The following is a 16,640-nucleotide window of genomic DNA, read 5'->3' on the forward strand; positions in this document are numbered from 1 at the left end:
GGCCATGGCGGGCTGGGAGTGGGACGAAACGCTGTACGCGGGCAGTGCGGCTTATTACGCGCGCGGCCGCGTCGCCTATCCGGCCGCGCTCGCCGACGCGATCGCCGGCGCACTGCGGCTCGACGGTTCCGGCCGCCTGCTCGACGTCGGCTGCGGCCCGGGCTCGCTCACGCTGCTGCTCGCCCCTCACTTCGCGGAAGCCGTCGGCCTCGACGCCGACCCCGGCATGCTCGCCGAAGCCGCCCGGCTGGCCGCCGCGAACGGGATCAGCACCACGCGCTGGGTCCACGCGAAGGCCGAGGACCTGCCGGCCGGGCTCGGCTCGTTCCGGCTCGTCACGTTCGCCCAGTCCTTCCACTGGTTCGACCGCCCCCGGGTCGCCGCGGCGGCGCGCGGAATGCTCGACCCCGGCGGCGCCTGCGTCCACGTGCACGCCACCACCCACCGCGGCACCACGACCGCGTCGGCGCCGCCCCACGGGCAGATCACCGAGCTCGTGCGCGCGTACCTGGGCGAAACCCGGCGCGCGGGCCGCGGTGTCCTGCCCGACGGCACGGCCGGCGGGGAGACGGAGATCTACCTCGCCGCCGGGTTCACCGGCCCGGAGCGGATCCCGGTGCCGGGCCCCACTGTCGTCCGGGATATCGACGACGTCGTCGCCACGGTGTTCTCGTTGTCGAGTTCCGCCCCGCATCTCTTCGGCGATCGCTTGGCCGCTTTCGAGTCCGAATTACGGGGTCTTCTCGGCGCCGCGAGCCCGTCCGGAAAGTTCCGTGAGCAGATGCGCGAGTTCGTCGTGGATGTCTGGCGGCCGTGAAATCCGGCGAGGTTGTCACACCAACGGGTGGTTTATCCGACGATCACTCCGTGGAACACCGCGTGGCGCCGAACGAAGGGCCAGGATCCGCGCCGCGCAGGGGAAGCGGGCGAAATCGGCCGCACCGCGCTGACCACGGCGAATCGTCGCGCAGGGGCGAATTTCCCTAGTCCCCCTAATGGGGTGGGGTCCGAAATCCCTAATGCCGATGCGCCGAACCCCCGGGGTGGCCCCCGATGGCCGCCGAACGGCGGCGTCCTATCTTCGTCCCCGAACCCCTTCGACTTCGCGGCATGCCCACGACGGCCGAATCAATCAGTGCACAGGAGACAACAGACTATGGACGCGGTGCAGAACCTGCACGAATTCGCCATGACCCTGCTGAGCGACCCGCAGGCCGCGGCTGCCTACGCCGCCAACCCGCAGGGCCTGCTCGACGCTGCTGGCCTGGCCGACGTTTCGCCGGCCGATGTGCAGGACATCATGCCGCTGCTGGCCGACACGGCCCCGCTGGCCGCCGCCCCGAGCCTGCCGGTCTTCGGCAACGTGCTCTCGCACGCGGCCGGCGAGCGCGCCGACCTGCCGAACGTGACGGGCCTGGCCAGCGGCCTGCCGAACCTGAGCGGCGTGTTCGAGACCGTCAGCGACGTCGCGGACTCGACCGGCGTCAACACCCTCGCCCACGGCACGCTGGGCGCCGTCTCGAACGTCGTCGACCACGTGGCCGGTGCGGTCAACGGTGTCCCGGTCGCCGGCCCGGTCGTGGCCGCCGGTGCGATCGACCTGGAGAACACCGTGAGTGCGGTGGGCGAGCACCTCTTCGACGGCAAGCTCGTGGGCTCCGCGGTCGACGCCACCACCAACCACCTGGGCGACGCCCTCATGCCGCAGGCCGCCGTGGCCGCGATCGCGGGTGTCCCGGCGGTCGGCGGCCCGGTGTCGGGTCTCGTCGAGGACGTCCGCGTCACCGGCGCCGGCCTGCTCGGCCACGTCAACGAGGCCATCGGCTCCACCCCGGTGGGCGTCGCGCTGAACGGTGGCGACGAGCGCGCCGACTTCGGTGCCGCGGGCGACCTGTCGCACACGCTGGACCACGTCGTCCCGGCCGCGGCCGCCGTCCCGGCGCTGCCGGCCCTCCCCGCGGTTCCGGGTGTCCCGGCCGTCCCGGCTCTGCCGGCCGTGCCGAACGTCGCCGGCACCGTCGGCTCCGTGACCCACACCCTGTCGGCCGCCGCGCCGCAGGCCCCGGTCGCGGGCGACGCCGTGCACCACGTGCTCGACACCGTCGGCCAGGCCGACACCGCGGGCATCCAGCACACCCCGATCGCCGACGTCGCGGACGCGGCCCACACCGGCTCGCCGCTGGGTGGCGTCGAGACGCACGCGCAGGACCTGGTCCACGGCCTCGACCTGCACGTCGCGACCGACGCGCTCGGCCACCTGCCGCTGCTCGGTCACTGAGTTCTGCCGCTCAACCAAAAAACAGGCCCGGACCGCTTGGTCCGGGCCTGTTTTTTGTTCTCTAGGAAGAAATCGCGTGCGTCCGCCGGTAGTGGCGCGCCACCCGCGCCCGGTTGCCGCAGATGTTGCCCGTGCACCACTGCCGCCGCTTCGTCTCCGCGACGAACAGCATCGAGCACGTGGGGTTCGCGCAGCGGCGCAGTTTCTCCAGCTGCGCCGGGGAAGACAGCAGTTCGATGGCCTCGGTGGCGATCGCCGCCAGCGCCGCGTTGCCGCCGTGCTCGGTGTGCCAGCGCGTGGCCGCGGTCAGCGTGCCTTCGGCGTCTTCCGCCAGCCGCAGGCTGCGCGGCACGGCCGAGGCGAACGCGTTGAGGTCCTCGATCGAAACCGCCTGCGGCGCCCGCGTCTCCAGGTGCGACTCCAGCAGGTCGCGGATCGCCGCGCGCAGCCGCCGGGTCGCGGCCGCGGCGGGGACGCTCGCCTCGGGCAGCCGGGGCAGCTGCAGCCGCCACCAGGTCTCGTACCCGTCCGTCGGTTCGATCAGGTCGACGGCGGGGTCCACCGCCGTCATGAGGGTGTCGGCGAGGTCGAGGGCCACGAGCGGCTCGCCGCCCATGGGGAACCCGGCTGCCTGCACGTCCTCGAGGGTCGGTCCGGCGGTCATGGCTCCACGATATCCGGCAGAGCGCCGCGAGGTGGTCAGAGCGCGGTTAGTAACTCATACTGAGGTTACTAACACACTGGAGGAGCCATGCGGCCGTGGGCCAGGGTCGGTGCGGCGGTGCTCGCGGTCGGCTGGGGCGCGAACCAGTTCTCGCCGCTGCTCATCGTCTACCGCGACCAGGAGCACCTCTCGCCGACAGTCGTCACGGCGATCTTCGGCGCGTACGTGGTCGGGCTGATCCCGGCCCTGCTGCTGGGCGCGCGGTTCTCCGACCGGCTCGGCCGGCGCCGCGTGATGCGCCCGGTGCTGGTGCTTTCCGCGCTGGCTTCGGTGATCCTGCTGTTCGGCGCCGGGTCGACCTGGGTGCTGGCGCTCGGCCGGCTCGTCGCGGGAATCGCTTCGGGTGCCGCGTTCGGGCCGGGCAGCGCGTGGATCAAGGAGCTGTCCGCTGACGCCGGCCCGGGCGCGGGCGCGCGCCGGGCCGCGGTCTCGCTGTCGGTCGGGTTCGGGAGCGGGCCGCTGGTCGCCGGGGTCCTGGCGCAGTGGCTGCCGGCACCGGCCGTGGTGCCGTACCTGGTGCACATCGCGGTGACGGTGGTGGTCGGCGTGCTGGCGTGGCACGTCCCGGAAACCGTGCCGGCCGCGGCTTCCTCGGGGCAACGGCGGCGCGCGCTCAGGCACGCGTTGACCAGCCCGGAGTTCCTCCGCCGGATCGTGCCGAGCGCGCCGCTGGTGTTCGGCGTGGCGACGACGAGTTTCGCGGTCCTGCCGGCGCTGTTGCCCGCGCCGGTCGCGCCCGTGGCGAGCAGCGGGGTGATCGCGGGCCTGACGCTGGGCAGCGGCCTGCTCGTCCAGCCCGTGGCCCGTGCTCTGGAACGACGCGGCAGTCCGCTGGTGCTGACGTGCGGCCTCGGCCTGACCGTGGCGGGGTTCCTGCTCGCCGCGCTGTCGACTGAGCTCAGGCAGGCCCTGCTGACGCTCCCCGCCGCCGTGGTCCTGGGCGCGGCCTACGGGATGCTGCTGGTCGGCGGGCTCAGCCGCGCCGAAGCGCTGGCGGAGGCGGCCGATCTCGCCGGCGTGACGGCGGTGTTCTACTGCCTGGCCTACCTCGGGTTCGCGGCGCCGTACCTGTTCGCGGCGGTCGACGTCGTCATCCCGGCGCCCGTGGCCTTCGTGGTCGCGGCCGGGGTGAGCGTGGTGCTGGTGGTCGTCACCGCGCCCTTCCCCGTCCGCGCGGCGCGGTGATCACCGTGACCCAGCCTCGCGTCCGCGTGACCGCCCAGCTCAGGGAACTCCGCTTCGACGCCGGTTCCCGCGCCCTCGACCTCGTCGCCACCGTCGGCCGCCGCCCGACCGCGGTCATCGAGCGTCTCGGGGACACCGGCCGCCTCGACGCGTGGGCCGGCGGGGTCGGCCTGCCGCTGCTCCCGGGCGCGGCGACCGCCGCCGCGCTGGCCGACGCGCAACGCTTGCGGGAGGCCGTGTTCCGCATGGTCACGGACGTGATGGCCGACGCCCCGGTGGACCCCGCCGCGGCCGCGACGGTCGAGGGCTACGCCGTCCTCGCCACGGAACCACCGCGGTTGGACCTGGCCGCCGACGGTCGCCTGGCCTCCGGGCCCCGCCTCCGCACGTCCGCCGAGCTGCTCTCCACCGTTGCCCGCGACGCTCTCGACCTCGTCACCGACCCGGCCCGCCGGACCCACCTGCGCGCCTGCGACTCACCCGTGTGCCGCATGCTCTTCCTCGACCCGCCCGGCGGCCGCCCGCGCCGCTGGTGTTCCATGCGGCGTTGCGGCAACAGCAGCAAAGCGGCGGCCTTCCGCGACCGGGCAGCGTCTACTGTGGACTCTTAGGCCGTCACCCGGGGGTTGTGCGGGGAAGGCACCACGTCAGGCGCGTGGAGCGGCACTCTGGTGCGCGACACCACCCGCGTCGGGTGGAAGCGGACGCGGCGGCCGGTGGCGTCGTCCTCGCCTGCGGTGCCCGGGGTGACCCATTCCAGCGTGGCGGTGCCGGTGAGCTGGAGCGTGGTGCCGGTGGTGAAGTCGAGGAACAGCAGCGCCGCCTCGGGGTCCGTGGCGATGTTGCCGAGGCTGTTGAACAGGTTGTTGCCCGCGTAGTCCGGCCACCACAGGTCGTCGCCGTCGAGGCGGACGAAGCCGGGCTCGCCGCCCTTGTGGGACGAGTCGGCGCCGCGCGTCGGGTGGATCGTGCCGAGAAAAAACGTGTCCGCGCGGCGGATGAGGGCGCGGTGGGCGTCGGTCAGGGCGTCCGACCGTTCGACGGCGGCCGGCGCCGGCTCGGGGTCGATCTCCAGCCGGCGCTGCTGGATGTAGGACGGGCAGTTGCCGTAGGCCTGCTCGACGTCGAGGAGGAACTCGCCCTCGGCCGAGGCGACGACGGTGCCGTTCACCCGCAACCGGCGCCGGGTCGCGAACTCGACGGCGATCAGGCCGACCGGCTCGGCGGTGGGCAGCTCGTGCAGGGGATCGCCGGCGCCGGGGCGCGTGTGCACGACCAGCGTCGTGTCGAAACCCTCCAGGAACCCCGCCGGCCCGAGCAGGGGAGACGTCCACAGTGTCCCGTCGGCGTCGCGCGCCGTGACGGCGGCGAACTCGCGCTGCGCGAGGAAACCCTCGGCGCCGCGGCTCAGCAGCGCGGGCGCGAGCATGCCTTCGAGCCGGGCCGCTTCGAACTCGAGCCCGGCCTGCCGTTGCACGCTCAGCTCACCGCTGTGGAATCCGGCGACGATCGGCTGCGTGGTCATGGTGTGCCCTCTCATCCGGCTTGCTGGTCGTGGGTTCGGCGGTAGTGGCGGGCGACCCGCACGCGGTTGCCGCAGACGTTGCCCGCGCACCACTGGCGACGCCGGTTCGTGGCGAGGAACAGCATCGTGCAGTCGGGGTTCGCGCAGCGGCGCAGCCGGGCGAGGCGCGCGGGGTCGGCGAACAGCTCGATCGTCTCCCGGGCGATGGCCGCCAGCGCGACGTTGCCGCCGTGCTCGCCGTGCCAGCGCGTGTGCGCCTCCCAGGACTCGTGCGCTTCGAGCCGCGGGCTGGTCGGCACGGCCGCCGCGACCGCGTTGACCTCTTCGAGCGACGCCGGCGCGGGCCCGCGGCCGTCGAGGTGCGCTTCCAGCAGGTCGCGGATCGCGGACCGCAGCCGGCGGGTGGGCACGAGGTCCGGCGCCGCCGACCCGGGCAGCCTCGGCAGCTCCAGCTGCCACCACGTCGCGTAGCGCCCGGGCGAGGCGAGGAGGTCGCCGTCGCCTGGCTCCGTCTCGGCCGCGAGCGTGTCGGCGAGATCCAGCGCGACCAGCGGTTCTCCGCCCATGGGGAAGCCGGCCCGTTGCAGGTCCTCCAGGCTGACACTACTGCTCATGTGGCGAGTGTACGCATTAGTCATCACTGTACACAAGTTTTTGATCAGGTCTTGTGCTCTGCTGACTAACGGATATACAGTCTGCAAATCCGTTAGCGAGAAGGAAGGCGAAAGTCATGGGACTGGCATGGCAGCAGGGACCGCTTTCGACGAGGTCGGTCGGCAGGTTCCTCACCCCGGAACCGTTGCCCGAGCGGTTGCTCTTCGTGGAGCCGCTGCGCAGGCGGATGCGCGTCCGTTTCGGTGGCGAGTGGCTCGTCGACAGTGAAGACGTGTTGCTCCTGCACGAACCGGGCCACTACCCGGTGGCGTTCTTCCCGAAGGCCGCCGTCGCCGACGGCGTGCTGGAGTCGAGCGGCCGCGTCACGAAGCACCGCGAACTGGGCGACACCACGTGGTACACGGTCGTGGCCGGCGAAGGCCGTGCCGAGCGTGCGGCGTGGGAGTACACCGGGCTGCCGGAATACGCCGACGTGCTGAAGGACCGCGTCGCCTTCGCGTGGCGCGCGATGGAGGCCTTCTACGAGGAGGACGACCGGATCGTCGGCCACGCCGCGGACCTCTACCACCGCAACGACATCCGCAGCACGTCGCGTCACCTCGTGGTCCGCGACGGTGACCGCGTCATCGCCGACACCCACAACCCGGTGGTGCTGTACGAATCCGGCTTCGCGCCGCGCTGGTACGTGCCGCGCGAGGACATCGTGGACGGAGCGCTGACCCCGGTCGACGGGCAAACGTTCTGCCCGTACAAGGGCATCGCCAGCTACTACGACATCGGCTCGCACGCCGGCGCCGCCTGGTCGTACGAGCAGGCCTGGACCGAGGTCGAACGCGTGTCCGGTCTGGTGTCGTTCGAACCGGACAAGATCGAGGTCTACCTCGACGGCGTGCGGCAGTCGCTGGCGCCCGGCCAGACCGTGATCCCGCACGGCGTGGACCGCGGCCTCGACACCGACGAGATCGAGAAGCGCACCGCCTGAAACGGCGGGCCTTACCGAATCCGAACGAGCCGAGGGAACCGGGGGGAACCGTGTCACAGTGGTACGTCTTCGCGGCGCAGGAGGTGCTGGTATGACCGCAAAAGTGCTGTCGGTGAACGTAGGCACGCCGAAAAACGTGTCCTGGCAGGGCAAGACCGTCTACACGGGAGTGTGGAAGCAGCCGGTCGAGGGCCCGGCCATGGTGCGCCGCCTCAACATCGACGGTGACGGCCAGGGCGACAAGGGCGGCCACGGTGGCGAGCAGCGAGCCGTGTTCGTCTACCAGATCGGCTCGTACCGCCACTGGGAGCGGCACTTCGGCCGCGACGGCCTCGAGTACGGCTCGTTCGGCGAGAACTTCACCGTCGACGGCCTGCCCGACGACGAGGTGTGCATCGGCGACCGCTACCGCATCGGCGAGGCCGAGTTCGAGGTCACGCAGCCGCGGGTCACCTGCTACCGCGTCGGCATGCGGCTCGGCGAGCCGGAGCTGCCCGCGCTGCTCGTGGCCCACCACCGGCCCGGGTTCTACTTCCGCGTCATCCGCGAAGGCAACGTCGCGGCCGGCGACCCGATCGTGAAGACGCGCACCGGGCCGGGTGCGCTGAGCGTGGCCGACACCGACGCGTTGCTGTACCTGCCTGAAAAAGACGGGGAGAAGCTGCGCGTCGCCGCCGGGATCCCCGCGCTGAGCCCGGGGTGGCGGCAGTCGTTCGAGGAGCTGCTGGGCATCGGCACCACAGCGCCGGGCCCCGCGTGGGACGGCTTCCGGCCGCTGCGCGTCACGGCCGTGCGACCCGAGAGCACCTCGGTGACGTCGGTGTACTTCGAGGCCGACGACGGCAGCGCCTTGCCCGCCGCGCTGGCCGGGCAGTACCTGACGCTGCGGGTCCCGGGCGCCGCGACGCCGGCCCCGGTGCGCAGCTACTCGATCTCGTCGGCGCCGGGCTCCGCCGGCTACCGCATCAGCGTGAAGCGCGAGGGCGTGGCCAGCACGTTTCTGACCACGCAGCTGGCGGCCGGCACGGTGCTGGACGTCGCCGCGCCGCGGGGCGACTTCGTGCTCGGCGACGGGTCTTCGCCGGTGCTGCTCGTGTCCGCCGGGATCGGCGTGACGCCGGTGCTGGCGATGCTGCACCAGCTGGCCGCGCAGGACAGCACCCGCGAGGTGTGGTGGATCCACGGGGCGCGCGGTCCGGCGGAGCACCCGATGGCCGCGGAGGCCCGGTCGCTGCTCGCCGCGTTGCCCGGTGGCCGCGCGGAGATCTTTTACAGCGCCGCGACGGTGGAGGAACGCACCTCGGCCGGTGCCCACACCGGGCGGCTCACCAAGGACGCGCTGGTGGAGCTGGGCGTGCCCGCCGACGCGTCGGCGTATGTCTGCGGTCCGACGGCGTTCATGACGGACATGACCGCCGCGCTCACCGCCGCGGGTCTGGACCCGACCCGCATCCACAGCGAGCTGTTCGGCGCGCTGGACGCCATCAATCCCGGCCTCGTCGGCCAGACCACGCGGCCGCCGCACGCGCCGGAGGGGCCGCCCGGAACCGGGCCGACCGTCACGTTCGCGCGCAGCGGCATCTCGGCGCCGTTCCCCGGCGGCAGCCTGCTGGAGCTGGCCGAGGCGTGCGACGTGCCCGCGCGCTGGAGCTGCCGCAGCGGCGTCTGCCACACGTGCGTGACGCCGGTGCTTTCCGGGTCCGTCGACTACTCGCCTTCGCCGCTGGAGCCGCCGGCTCCGGGGCAGGCGCTGGTGTGCTGCGCCGCGCCGCACACCGATCTCGTCCTGGACATGTAACCCCTGTGCTCGAAAGGAACACCACGATGAACTGGGCTCTCGAGGTCGTCACGCTGGCCGTCGGCGACGTCGACAAATCGCTGAAGTTCTATGCCGACCAGGTCGGGTTCTCGCTTGACGTCGACTACCACCCGCAGGACGGCTACCGCGTCGTCCAGCTCACGCCGCCCGGCTCCGCCTGCTCCATCCAGCTCGGCACGGGCCTCACCGACGCCGCTCCCGGCTCGACGCGCACCACCTACCTCGTCGTCGCCGACCTCGAAGCCGCCCGCAGCGAGCTCTCCGGCCGTGGCGTCCCCGTCGGCGACTTCCGGCACAAGGCGAACCTCGCCGACTGGCAGGGTGACTGGGCCTCCGGCCTCGACGCCGACCGCCGCGACTACGCGAGCGCCTTCGACTTCGCGGACCCGGACGGGAACACGTGGGTGGTGCAGGAGGTCGGCTACCGCGCCTGACGGGTCCGGCGGGTGTGCGGAAACCGCCGCGGAGTGTTCGGGAATTCGCGAGGGGTGTGCGGAAACGGCCACCGGGTGTTCGGGAAGCTACGGTGCGGGTGAGGAGGTTCCCAGCCGGTGTCCGAATGTTGTCCACCTTCGCGCGTTTCACACCATCCCGTGGCCGCCGAGGTTCCGGCGGGGCCGGCGACCAACGCCGACGGTTTGCTCACCCTGCCCGGCGGCAGCTTCCGGATGGGGACCGACGACGCCGACGGGTTCCCCGACGACCGGGAAGGCCCGGTGCGCGAGGTCACGGTGGCGGCGTTCGCCATCGACGCCTACGCCGTGACCAACGCGCGCTTCGCGGAGTTCGTCGACGCCACCGGCCACCGGACCGAAGCCGAGGAGTTCGGCTGGACCTACGTGTTCGCGAAGTTCGTCCCCGGCACGTTGCGCAAGATCTCGCCGCGGCCGGAGCAGACGCCGTGGTGGTGCGGGGTCGCGGGCGCGTACTGGCGGGCGCCGGAAGGACCGCACAGCAGCGTCGAGGACCGGTGGGACCACCCCGTGGTCCACGTGTCCTGGAACGACGCCCTGGCCTACTGCGCGTGGGCCGGGCGCCGGCTCCCGACCGAGACCGAGTGGGAGTACGCGGCGCGCGGCGGGCTGGACCAGGCACGGTTCCCGTGGGGCGACGAGCTCACCCCCGGCGGCGAGCACCGGTGCAACATCTGGCAAGGCCGCTTCCCCGTGCACAACACCGAAGAGGACGGCCACGTCGGCACCGCGCCCGTGGATGCCTTTCAGCCCAACGGGTTCGGGCTGTACAACGTCTCCGGCAACGTCTGGGAGTGGTGCGCCGACCGGTTCGACCCCGGGAACCGCTCCCTGCGCGGTGGGTCCTACCTGTGCCACGAGTCCTACTGCAACCGCTACCGCGTCGCCGCCCGCATGGGCAACACGCCCGATTCTTCCAGCGGCAACACGGGTTTCCGCACCGCCGCCGACGTCTGACTCAGGACTCCAAGTACGCCAGGACGTCGGCGGGTTCGGCGGCGAAGTGGACGAGGTCGTCGAGCGGGAGCGGCAGGAACCCGTCGTCCTCCATGCGGCGCAGCTGCAGGATCAGGCCGTCGTAGAAGCCGTCGGTGTTGAGCAGCACGATCGGCTTGTGGTGCAGCCCGTGCTTCTTGAGTTCGAGGACCTCGGTGACCTCGTCGAGCGTGCCGAGGCCGCCGGCCAGCACGACCACGGCTTCGGAACGCGAGAGCAGCAGTGCCTTGCGTTCGGCGAGGTCCGCGGTGATCACCATTTCGTCGGCGTCTTTGCGGGCGGCGCCGCGCAGCAGCTCGACCGAGATGCCGACGAGGCGCCCGCCTGAAGCCCGCACGCCGTCGGCGACGACCTTCATCAGACCGCTGTCGGACCCGCCCCACACCAGCGTGTGGCCGCTTTTGCCGACGAGCCCGGCGAACTCGCGCGCGGGCTCGGTGTAGCGCTCGTCGAGGTCGGCGGCGGAGAGGAAGACGCAGATGTTCATGGCCGGACTATAAAGTCAGCCCACGCGGTAGCGCGCGACCGCTTCCGGATCCCACTCCAGGCCGTTGCCGGGCCGGTCGGGCGGCGTCGCGTGGCCGTCGGTGATCCGCAGCGGTTCACGCAGGACCGGGGCGGCCCAGTCGACGTACTCCAGCCGGTGCGCGGTCGGCGTCGCGGCCAGCAGGTGGGCGCTGACCTCGGGGAACAGGTGTGACGACAGGGGAATGCCGCGGGTGTCGGCGAGGGCCGCGGCGTCGCGCCAGCCGGTGACGCCGCCGATGCGGTCGAGGTCGGGCATGACCAGGTCGCTCGCGTCGTGCTCCAGCGCGACGGCCATCGCGCGCGGGCCGGCGAAGTTCTCGCCGATCTGCACGGGCGTGCGCAGGGTGGCGGTGAGCCGGGCGTTGGCCGCGTAGTCGTCGTGGCGCACCGGTTCTTCGATCCACGACAGGCCTTCGTCGTCCAGCGCGCCGCAGCGGGCGAGGGCGTCGGGCAGGTCGAGGGCCTGGTTGTAGTCGGCCATGACCTCGACGTCGGGGCCGACCGCCGCGCGGATCGCGCGCACGGCGGCCAGATCGTCGGCGGGCGCGCGGCCGAGCCGCATCTTGATCGCGCGGAAGCCTTCGGCCACGAGTTCCTGGGCTTCGTCGGCCGCGGCCGAGGGTTCGATCAGTCCGAGGCCGTTGCTGTTGTACGCGGGGATCGGGCTCAGCGGTGCGCCGAGCAGCCGCGCCAAGGGCAGGCCGGCGGCAATCGCGAGCGCGTCCCAGCATGCGGTGTCCACGAGCGACACCACCGCGGCGACGAGCCCGCGCACGCCGAGCAGCTTGAACCTCGCCTCGAGTTTCGACCGCGCGGCCGCCGGGTCGGCCGGGGTGCCGGCCAAGGCCTCGTGCACGTCGCGGGCCAGCGCGGCCGCGGCGTGCCCGGCGGCTTCGAGGTAGCAGAACGAATACGCCCGCCCGGTCACGCCTTCCTCGGTGTGCAGGTCGAGCAGCAGCAGTGGCGCCGCCGTGACGCGCGCGGCGCTGGTGCCGAGTGGCCGGCGCATCGGCACCAGCACGAGCGTGGCGTCGACCGAGCGGATCGTGAGGCTCATCAGCGGTGGCCTTCGCTGTGCACGGCGAGGATGTCGGTAATGGCGCGGTTGCACGGCGTCGGCACGCCCAGCGCCTTGCCGCGCTCGACGACGTCGCCGCTGAGCCACGTGACCTCGAGCCGGTTGCCGCGTTCGAGGTCGTGGTGCATCGAGGACGTCATGCCTTCGGGGACGCCGTCGGTGAAGGCGAGCCGGTCGTCGGCGTAGTCGGCGGGCAGCGCCACGCCCTGGGCGCGGGCGACCTCGACGACCTCGGCCATCACGTCGTGCAGGAACGCTCGCGAACGCGGGTTGGCGCGGACCGGGCCGATCGTGGTGCGCGCGGTGCTCGTGGTGCCGGAAAGGCCGACCAGGAACACGAACTTCTCCCAGATGGTCTGTTCGATCTCGGTGCTGATCTCCACGTCGATGTTGCTTTCCGCACACGCGTCGTGGAATTTCTGCACCCGTGCGGAGCTGGTGCCGTCGTACTCGCCGAACACCAGCTTCTGCAGCGTGCCCGTGTGCCGGATGACGCCCGGCTCGGCGATCGTCGCCGCGATGTAGCAGACGCCGCCGATCACGTGCTCGGGCCCGAGGACGCGGCGCAGGATGTCGTCCTTGACCACGCCGTTCTGGAACGACACCACGGCCGTCTGGTCGGTGAGCAGCGGCTTGATCAGCTCCGCGGACGTCTCGGTGTCCCACAGCTTCACGCCGAACAACACGAGGTCGGCGGGCGCGAGCCGCGTCGGGTCGTCCGTCACGTCGATCTTCGGCAGGTGCAGGTCGCCGAGCGGGCTTTCGACCCTCAACCCGTTGGCGCGCAACGCTTCCAGGTGCTTGCCGCGCGCGATGAAGCTCACGTCGTGGCCGCCGTGGGCCAGCCGGGCCCCGAAGTAGCCGCCCACCCCGCCGGTGCCCATCACCACGACCCGCATGTGATCCCCTTAGTTGATCGCTCGTCCAAGTTACGTGCCTTGGATTTCTACCACGCTGGATCGGCGGTGTCGATATTCTTGAACGCTTACTCTACTATCGCGGCGTGGGACGCACACGCACCTTCGACGTCGACGAAGCCCTCGGCGTCGCCCTGGACACCTTCTGGCAGCGCGGCTACGACGCCACGTCGATCCAGGCGCTGTGCCAGGCCATGGACATCCAGCCCGGCAGCGTCTACGCCGCGTTCGGAAACAAACACGACCTGTTCGTCGCCGCACTCCGCTCCTACGCGGCCACCGTGTCCGCCGAGGCCGTCGAGCGGCTCAACGTCGCCCCCAGCGGGATGCAGGGCCTGCGCGACTACTTCGCCCACCTCGTCGACGCCATGGTCGACGGCCGCCGCCGCTGGGGCTGCCTCGTCACCAACTCGCTCGTCGAGCTCACCGACCGCGACCCCGCGCTGGCCGCGATGTTCGAACAGCACCTCGCCAACCTCCGCACCAGCTTCGCCGGCGCCCTCACCCGCGCCCGCACCGCCGGCGAACTCCGCCCGGGCGCCGGCCCCGAGTCCGCGCCCCTGCTCGTAGCCGTCGTGCAGGGCATGAACGTCCTCGCCAAGACCCGCCCGGGCCGCGCCACCCTGCAGTCCATCGCGGACAACGCACTCGCCGGCCTGGCCGCACCGTCCACTGAGGATTGACGAGCGCTTTCACCACGGCGGGATCATGATCAACCTGGGCGGCGTCGCCGGCTCGCTGCTGATGACGGTCGTCGCGTTGCGGTTCAGCAGCCGCGTTCTCGCGGTGGTGACGCTCGCCGGCGCCGCGGTGGTGTTCCTGGCGATGGCGGTCGTGCTCGGCAATCTCACGGCGACGCTGGTGGTTGCGGTGCTGATGGGCACGCTGCTGTACGCACTCGGCGCGTCCTCTACGCGCTCGGCCCGGCCCTCTACCCGGCCGGTGTCCGCTCGACGGCGCTGGGCTGGGCGGTCGGCGTCGGGCGCATCGGCGCCATCGTGACGCCGCGGGTCGCGGGCGTCCTGGTCGATGCGGGGTGGTCGGGGTCGGCCTGTTCGAGCTGTTCGCGATCCCGCTGGTGCTCGCCGCGCTGGGCCTGGTGGCGCTGCGCTTCGTGAAGCCGTCGGCAGCCGCCGTTCCGGCCGCGGCGGAGGCGCCGACCTCGGCGTGAACCGCGTGGGGTGGGCGCCGCGGCGGCCACCCCGTGACGGTGCCCACTCGAACGGGGCAAACCTGTCACATCCGGCATCGCTGTCTTGTCTCCCTAGTGCAGGGCAAGAGAGCGAGGAGCGAGATGCGCAGGATCCTGGTGGTCGGCGGCGGGTACGCGGGTTTTTACGCGGCCTGGGGACTCGAGAAGCGGTTGCGGCCTTCGGAGGCGGAGCTCACTGTCGTGGACCCGCGTCCGTACATGACCTACCAGCCGTTCCTGCCCGAGGTCACGGCCGGGTCGATCGAGGCGCGCCACGCGGCGGTGTCGCTGCGGCGCCACCTCAAGCGCACGCGGATCGTGGCCGGCGCGGTGACGGAGATCGACCACGCGAACCGCCGCGTGGTCGTGCGGCCGGCCGAGGGGCCGGAGTTCGAGCTCGAGTACGACGAGATCGTGGTGACGGCCGGCGCCGTCACGCGCAAGTTCCCGATCCCCGGCGTCACCGAGGAGGCGATCGGGATGAAGCACGTGGAGGAGGCGGTCGCGATCCGCGACCGGCTGCTGACGTCCTTCGACCGCGCGTCGGCGCTCGAGCCGGGGCCGGCGCGGCGGAAGCTGCTCACGGTGACGTTCGTCGGCGGTGGCTTCTCGGGCGTCGAGGGCTTCGCGGAGCTGCTGTCGCTGGCGACGGCGCTGCTGAAGTCGTACCCGGAGATCAGCCGCGACGAGCTGAGCTTCCACCTCGTGGAGGCGCAGGGCCGGATCCTGCCCGAGGTCACCGACAAGCCGGGGCAGTGGGTGGTCCGCTCGCTCGAACAGCGCGGCGCCCACGTGCACCTGAACACGCAGCTGCGCTCGGCCGTCGACGGGCACGTGGTGCTCTCGACCGGCGAGGAGTTCGATTCCGCACTCATCGTGTGGACGGCGGGCAACGCCGCCAACCCCGTGGTGCACAACCACACCGACCTGCCGATCGACGAGCGCGGCCTGCTGGTCGTACGTGCCGACCTGCGGGTGGGCACCGAGACGGACCCGGTGCCGGGCGCGTGGGGCGCGGGCGACGACGCCGCCGTGCCGGACCTCGCGTCGCCTGTTCCGGGGGCGCGGACGGTGCCGAACGCACAACACGCCGTCCGCCAGGGCAAGCTGCTTGCTCGAAACCTCACAGCGCATGTTCGTGGTCGCACACCGAAGCAGTACCTCCACCACGGGCTGGGCTCCGTCGCGACGCTCGGCATCGGCAAGGGCATCTTCCAGTACCGCCGGATCGTGATCACGGGCCTGCTCGCGTGGCTGATGCACCGCGGGTACCACGTGCTGGCCGTGCCGAGCTGGGAACGCAAGGTGCGCGTGCTCGCGATCTGGCTCACGGCGGCGTTCTTCGGCCGCGACATCGTGTCGCTCGCGTCGGTCGAGCACCCGCGCGACGCCTTTGTCTCCGGAGGTGACCCGATCAGGTGACGGGTTTCCGCGCGGATGCTGTCACAGATCCGCGGTCCGCCTTGTCCTGGCTGGTGCGACGTCCCCGGGCCCTCCGGGGACACCCAGCGAAAGGCGCATCATGAGGATTGTCGTCATCGGCGGTACCGGCCTGATCGGCTCGCGGGTCGTGAGCCTGCTGAAGGAGCACGGCCACGAGGCGGTACCGGCGTCGCCCAACTCCGGGGTCAACACCGTGACCGGCGAAGGCGTCAAGGAAGTGCTGCAGGGCGCCGACGTGGTGGTGGACGTGTCGAACTCGCCGTCGTTCGCCGACGACGACGTGATGGCGTTCTTCCGCGCCGCCACCACGAACCTGACCGGCGCCGCCAAGGACGCGGGCGTCGGCCACTACGTCGCGCTGTCGGTGATCGGCAGCGACCGCCTGCCCGAGTCGGGCTACCTGCGCGCGAAGGTCGCCCAGGAGGAGCTGATCAAGGACTCCGGCCTGCCCTACTCCATCGTGCGGGCCACGCAGTTCTTCGAGTTCGTCGGCGCGATCGCCGACGGCGGCACCGAGGGCAACGTCGTCAAGCTCCCCGACGCGGGCATCCAGCCGATCGCGGCGTCCGAAGTTTCCGGCGCCGTCGCGAAGGTCGCCGCCGGGACGCCGCTCAACGGCATGACCGAGATCGGCGGTCCCGAGGTCTTCACGATGGAGAGCTGGGTGCGCGAGGCCCTGGCCTTCCGCAACGACCCGCGTGAGGTCACCGTCGACCCCGAGGCCCGCTACTTCGGCGAGAAGCCGGGCCCGAAGGGCCTCCTGCCCGACGAGGGGGCCCAGCTCGGGCAGATCAAGTTCGCGGACTGGCTCCCGGCCAACCCGCCCAGGAAGTGATTCCTCGCGCGGGTGGTCCCGTTCCGGTGCCACCCGCGCATCCCGTCAGG

The 16,640-nt window shown here is 72.0% G+C and carries 19 protein-coding genes; 13 read left to right on the top strand and 6 right to left on the bottom strand.

Annotated elements, in window-relative coordinates:
* Window positions 1–4: 4 nt before the first annotated feature.
* Entirely contained in the window at window positions 5–817 is an 813-nt protein-coding gene (locus ACFY1H_RS17085) for a class I SAM-dependent methyltransferase (RefSeq protein ID WP_386947356.1), read from the top strand.
* 339 nt (window positions 818–1,156) lie between these two features.
* Window positions 1,157–2,278 (top strand): IniB N-terminal domain-containing protein, encoded by a 1,122-nt coding sequence (locus ACFY1H_RS17090; RefSeq protein WP_386947358.1) that lies wholly within the window; start codon window positions 1,157–1,159, stop codon window positions 2,276–2,278.
* Window positions 2,279–2,339: 61 nt separating this feature from the next.
* Here the strand turns inward: ACFY1H_RS17090 and ACFY1H_RS17095 are convergent, their stop codons facing one another.
* The gene (locus ACFY1H_RS17095) at window positions 2,340–2,942 is read right to left on the bottom strand and encodes a CGNR zinc finger domain-containing protein (RefSeq protein WP_386947360.1); all 603 of its coding nucleotides are present in this window, start codon (window positions 2,940–2,942) and stop codon (window positions 2,340–2,342) included.
* 87 nt (window positions 2,943–3,029) lie between these two features.
* Between ACFY1H_RS17095 and ACFY1H_RS17100 the strand changes: the two genes are divergently transcribed.
* Together ACFY1H_RS17100 and ACFY1H_RS17105 are read left to right on the top strand one after the other, a co-directional pair.
* Window positions 3,030–4,187, top strand: coding sequence for an MFS transporter (locus ACFY1H_RS17100; protein WP_386947361.1), 1,158 nt, complete (start codon window positions 3,030–3,032; stop codon window positions 4,185–4,187).
* Between the two features lie 5 nt (window positions 4,188–4,192).
* Window positions 4,193–4,798 carry a CGNR zinc finger domain-containing protein gene (locus ACFY1H_RS17105; protein ID WP_366584202.1) on the top strand — a complete coding sequence of 202 codons (606 nt, stop codon included), beginning with the start codon at window positions 4,193–4,195 and terminating at the stop codon, window positions 4,796–4,798.
* Here the strand turns inward: ACFY1H_RS17105 and ACFY1H_RS17110 are convergent.
* Together ACFY1H_RS17110 and ACFY1H_RS17115 are read right to left on the bottom strand one after the other, a co-directional pair.
* Window positions 4,795–5,712, bottom strand: coding sequence for a pyridoxamine 5'-phosphate oxidase family protein (locus tag ACFY1H_RS17110; protein WP_386947363.1), 918 nt, complete (start codon window positions 5,710–5,712; stop codon window positions 4,795–4,797). The two genes, ACFY1H_RS17105 and ACFY1H_RS17110, sit on opposite strands and share 4 nt — an antisense overlap.
* Before the next feature lie 11 nt (window positions 5,713–5,723).
* Window positions 5,724–6,326 carry an ABATE domain-containing protein gene (locus ACFY1H_RS17115; RefSeq protein ID WP_366584204.1) on the bottom strand — a complete coding sequence of 201 codons (603 nt, stop codon included), beginning with the start codon at window positions 6,324–6,326 and terminating at the stop codon, window positions 5,724–5,726.
* Window positions 6,327–6,442: 116 nt separating this feature from the next.
* On the opposite strand from ACFY1H_RS17115, the gene ACFY1H_RS17120 reads away from it, so the two are divergent.
* The 4 genes from ACFY1H_RS17120 (at window position 6,443) to ACFY1H_RS17135 (ending at window position 10,558) form a co-directional block, all read left to right on the top strand.
* On the top strand, window positions 6,443–7,309 hold the full coding sequence (locus ACFY1H_RS17120) for a DUF427 domain-containing protein (RefSeq protein ID WP_366584205.1): 867 nt from the start codon (window positions 6,443–6,445) through the stop codon (window positions 7,307–7,309).
* A gap of 91 nt (window positions 7,310–7,400) precedes the next feature.
* On the top strand, window positions 7,401–9,107 hold the full coding sequence (locus ACFY1H_RS17125) for an MOSC domain-containing protein (RefSeq protein ID WP_386947366.1): 1,707 nt from the start codon (window positions 7,401–7,403) through the stop codon (window positions 9,105–9,107).
* A gap of 26 nt (window positions 9,108–9,133) precedes the next feature.
* A complete protein-coding gene (locus tag ACFY1H_RS17130) occupies window positions 9,134–9,562 on the top strand; it encodes a VOC family protein (protein WP_386947368.1) in 429 nt (142 codons plus the stop codon).
* Between the two features lie 159 nt (window positions 9,563–9,721).
* Window positions 9,722–10,558 (top strand): formylglycine-generating enzyme family protein, encoded by an 837-nt coding sequence (locus tag ACFY1H_RS17135; protein ID WP_386947370.1) that lies wholly within the window; start codon window positions 9,722–9,724, stop codon window positions 10,556–10,558.
* Between the two features lies 1 nt (window position 10,559).
* On the opposite strand, the gene ACFY1H_RS17140 is transcribed toward ACFY1H_RS17135, so the two are convergent.
* From ACFY1H_RS17140 to ACFY1H_RS17150, 3 genes are read right to left on the bottom strand one after another with little or no spacing between them, the layout of a single operon-like run.
* On the bottom strand, window positions 10,560–11,084 hold the full coding sequence (locus ACFY1H_RS17140; protein ID WP_386947372.1) for a TIGR00730 family Rossman fold protein: 525 nt from the start codon (window positions 11,082–11,084) through the stop codon (window positions 10,560–10,562).
* A gap of 15 nt (window positions 11,085–11,099) precedes the next feature.
* Entirely contained in the window at window positions 11,100–12,182 is a 1,083-nt protein-coding gene (locus ACFY1H_RS17145) for an enolase C-terminal domain-like protein (protein WP_366584209.1), read from the bottom strand.
* The gene (locus tag ACFY1H_RS17150) at window positions 12,182–13,102 is read right to left on the bottom strand and encodes a 2-dehydropantoate 2-reductase (protein ID WP_366584210.1); all 921 of its coding nucleotides are present in this window, start codon (window positions 13,100–13,102) and stop codon (window positions 12,182–12,184) included. Before ACFY1H_RS17150 ends, ACFY1H_RS17145 begins: the two co-directional genes overlap by 1 nt.
* A gap of 104 nt (window positions 13,103–13,206) precedes the next feature.
* On the opposite strand from ACFY1H_RS17150, the gene ACFY1H_RS17155 reads away from it, so the two are divergent.
* From ACFY1H_RS17155 to ACFY1H_RS17175, 5 genes are all read left to right on the top strand, one after another.
* Complete coding sequence (locus tag ACFY1H_RS17155) at window positions 13,207–13,803, top strand: TetR/AcrR family transcriptional regulator (protein ID WP_366584211.1); 597 nt, start codon at window positions 13,207–13,209, stop codon at window positions 13,801–13,803.
* A 25-nt stretch (window positions 13,804–13,828) separates the two neighbouring features.
* Entirely contained in the window at window positions 13,829–14,122 is a 294-nt protein-coding gene (locus ACFY1H_RS17160; RefSeq protein WP_366584212.1) for a hypothetical protein, read from the top strand.
* A gap of 34 nt (window positions 14,123–14,156) precedes the next feature.
* Window positions 14,157–14,291 (top strand): hypothetical protein, encoded by a 135-nt coding sequence (locus ACFY1H_RS17165; RefSeq protein ID WP_366584213.1) that lies wholly within the window; start codon window positions 14,157–14,159, stop codon window positions 14,289–14,291.
* Window positions 14,292–14,414: 123 nt separating this feature from the next.
* On the top strand, window positions 14,415–15,734 hold the full coding sequence (locus tag ACFY1H_RS17170; protein ID WP_366584214.1) for an NAD(P)/FAD-dependent oxidoreductase: 1,320 nt from the start codon (window positions 14,415–14,417) through the stop codon (window positions 15,732–15,734).
* Between the two features lie 100 nt (window positions 15,735–15,834).
* Window positions 15,835–16,590 (top strand): SDR family oxidoreductase, encoded by a 756-nt coding sequence (locus ACFY1H_RS17175; RefSeq protein WP_366584215.1) that lies wholly within the window; start codon window positions 15,835–15,837, stop codon window positions 16,588–16,590.
* Window positions 16,591–16,640: the final 50 nt, after the last annotated feature.

Origin of the sequence: Amycolatopsis sp. NPDC001319 (assembly GCF_042896185.1) — a bacterium.
Lineage (GTDB): Bacteria > Actinomycetota > Actinomycetes > Mycobacteriales > Pseudonocardiaceae > Amycolatopsis.

Bases quoted from the DNA above. Each gene is read 5' to 3' on its own strand.
- ACFY1H_RS17085 (WP_386947356.1), top strand. From the start codon at position 5: ATGGCGGGCTGGGAGTGGGACGAAACGCTGTACGCGGGCAGTGCGGCT.
- ACFY1H_RS17090 (WP_386947358.1), top strand. From the start codon at position 1,157: ATGGACGCGGTGCAGAACCTGCACGAATTCGCCATGACCCTGCTGAGC.
- ACFY1H_RS17095 (WP_386947360.1), bottom strand. From the start codon at position 2,942: ATGACCGCCGGACCGACCCTCGAGGACGTGCAGGCAGCCGGGTTCCCC.
- ACFY1H_RS17100 (WP_386947361.1), top strand. From the start codon at position 3,030: ATGCGGCCGTGGGCCAGGGTCGGTGCGGCGGTGCTCGCGGTCGGCTGG.
- ACFY1H_RS17110 (WP_386947363.1), bottom strand. From the start codon at position 5,712: ATGACCACGCAGCCGATCGTCGCCGGATTCCACAGCGGTGAGCTGAGC.
- ACFY1H_RS17115 (WP_366584204.1), bottom strand. From the start codon at position 6,326: ATGAGCAGTAGTGTCAGCCTGGAGGACCTGCAACGGGCCGGCTTCCCC.
- ACFY1H_RS17120 (WP_366584205.1), top strand. From the start codon at position 6,443: ATGGGACTGGCATGGCAGCAGGGACCGCTTTCGACGAGGTCGGTCGGC.
- ACFY1H_RS17125 (WP_386947366.1), top strand. From the start codon at position 7,401: ATGACCGCAAAAGTGCTGTCGGTGAACGTAGGCACGCCGAAAAACGTG.
- ACFY1H_RS17130 (WP_386947368.1), top strand. From the start codon at position 9,134: ATGAACTGGGCTCTCGAGGTCGTCACGCTGGCCGTCGGCGACGTCGAC.
- ACFY1H_RS17140 (WP_386947372.1), bottom strand. From the start codon at position 11,084: ATGAACATCTGCGTCTTCCTCTCCGCCGCCGACCTCGACGAGCGCTAC.
- ACFY1H_RS17145 (WP_366584209.1), bottom strand. From the start codon at position 12,182: ATGAGCCTCACGATCCGCTCGGTCGACGCCACGCTCGTGCTGGTGCCG.
- ACFY1H_RS17150 (WP_366584210.1), bottom strand. From the start codon at position 13,102: ATGCGGGTCGTGGTGATGGGCACCGGCGGGGTGGGCGGCTACTTCGGG.
- ACFY1H_RS17160 (WP_366584212.1), top strand. From the start codon at position 13,829: ATGATCAACCTGGGCGGCGTCGCCGGCTCGCTGCTGATGACGGTCGTC.
- ACFY1H_RS17170 (WP_366584214.1), top strand. From the start codon at position 14,415: ATGCGCAGGATCCTGGTGGTCGGCGGCGGGTACGCGGGTTTTTACGCG.
- ACFY1H_RS17175 (WP_366584215.1), top strand. From the start codon at position 15,835: ATGAGGATTGTCGTCATCGGCGGTACCGGCCTGATCGGCTCGCGGGTC.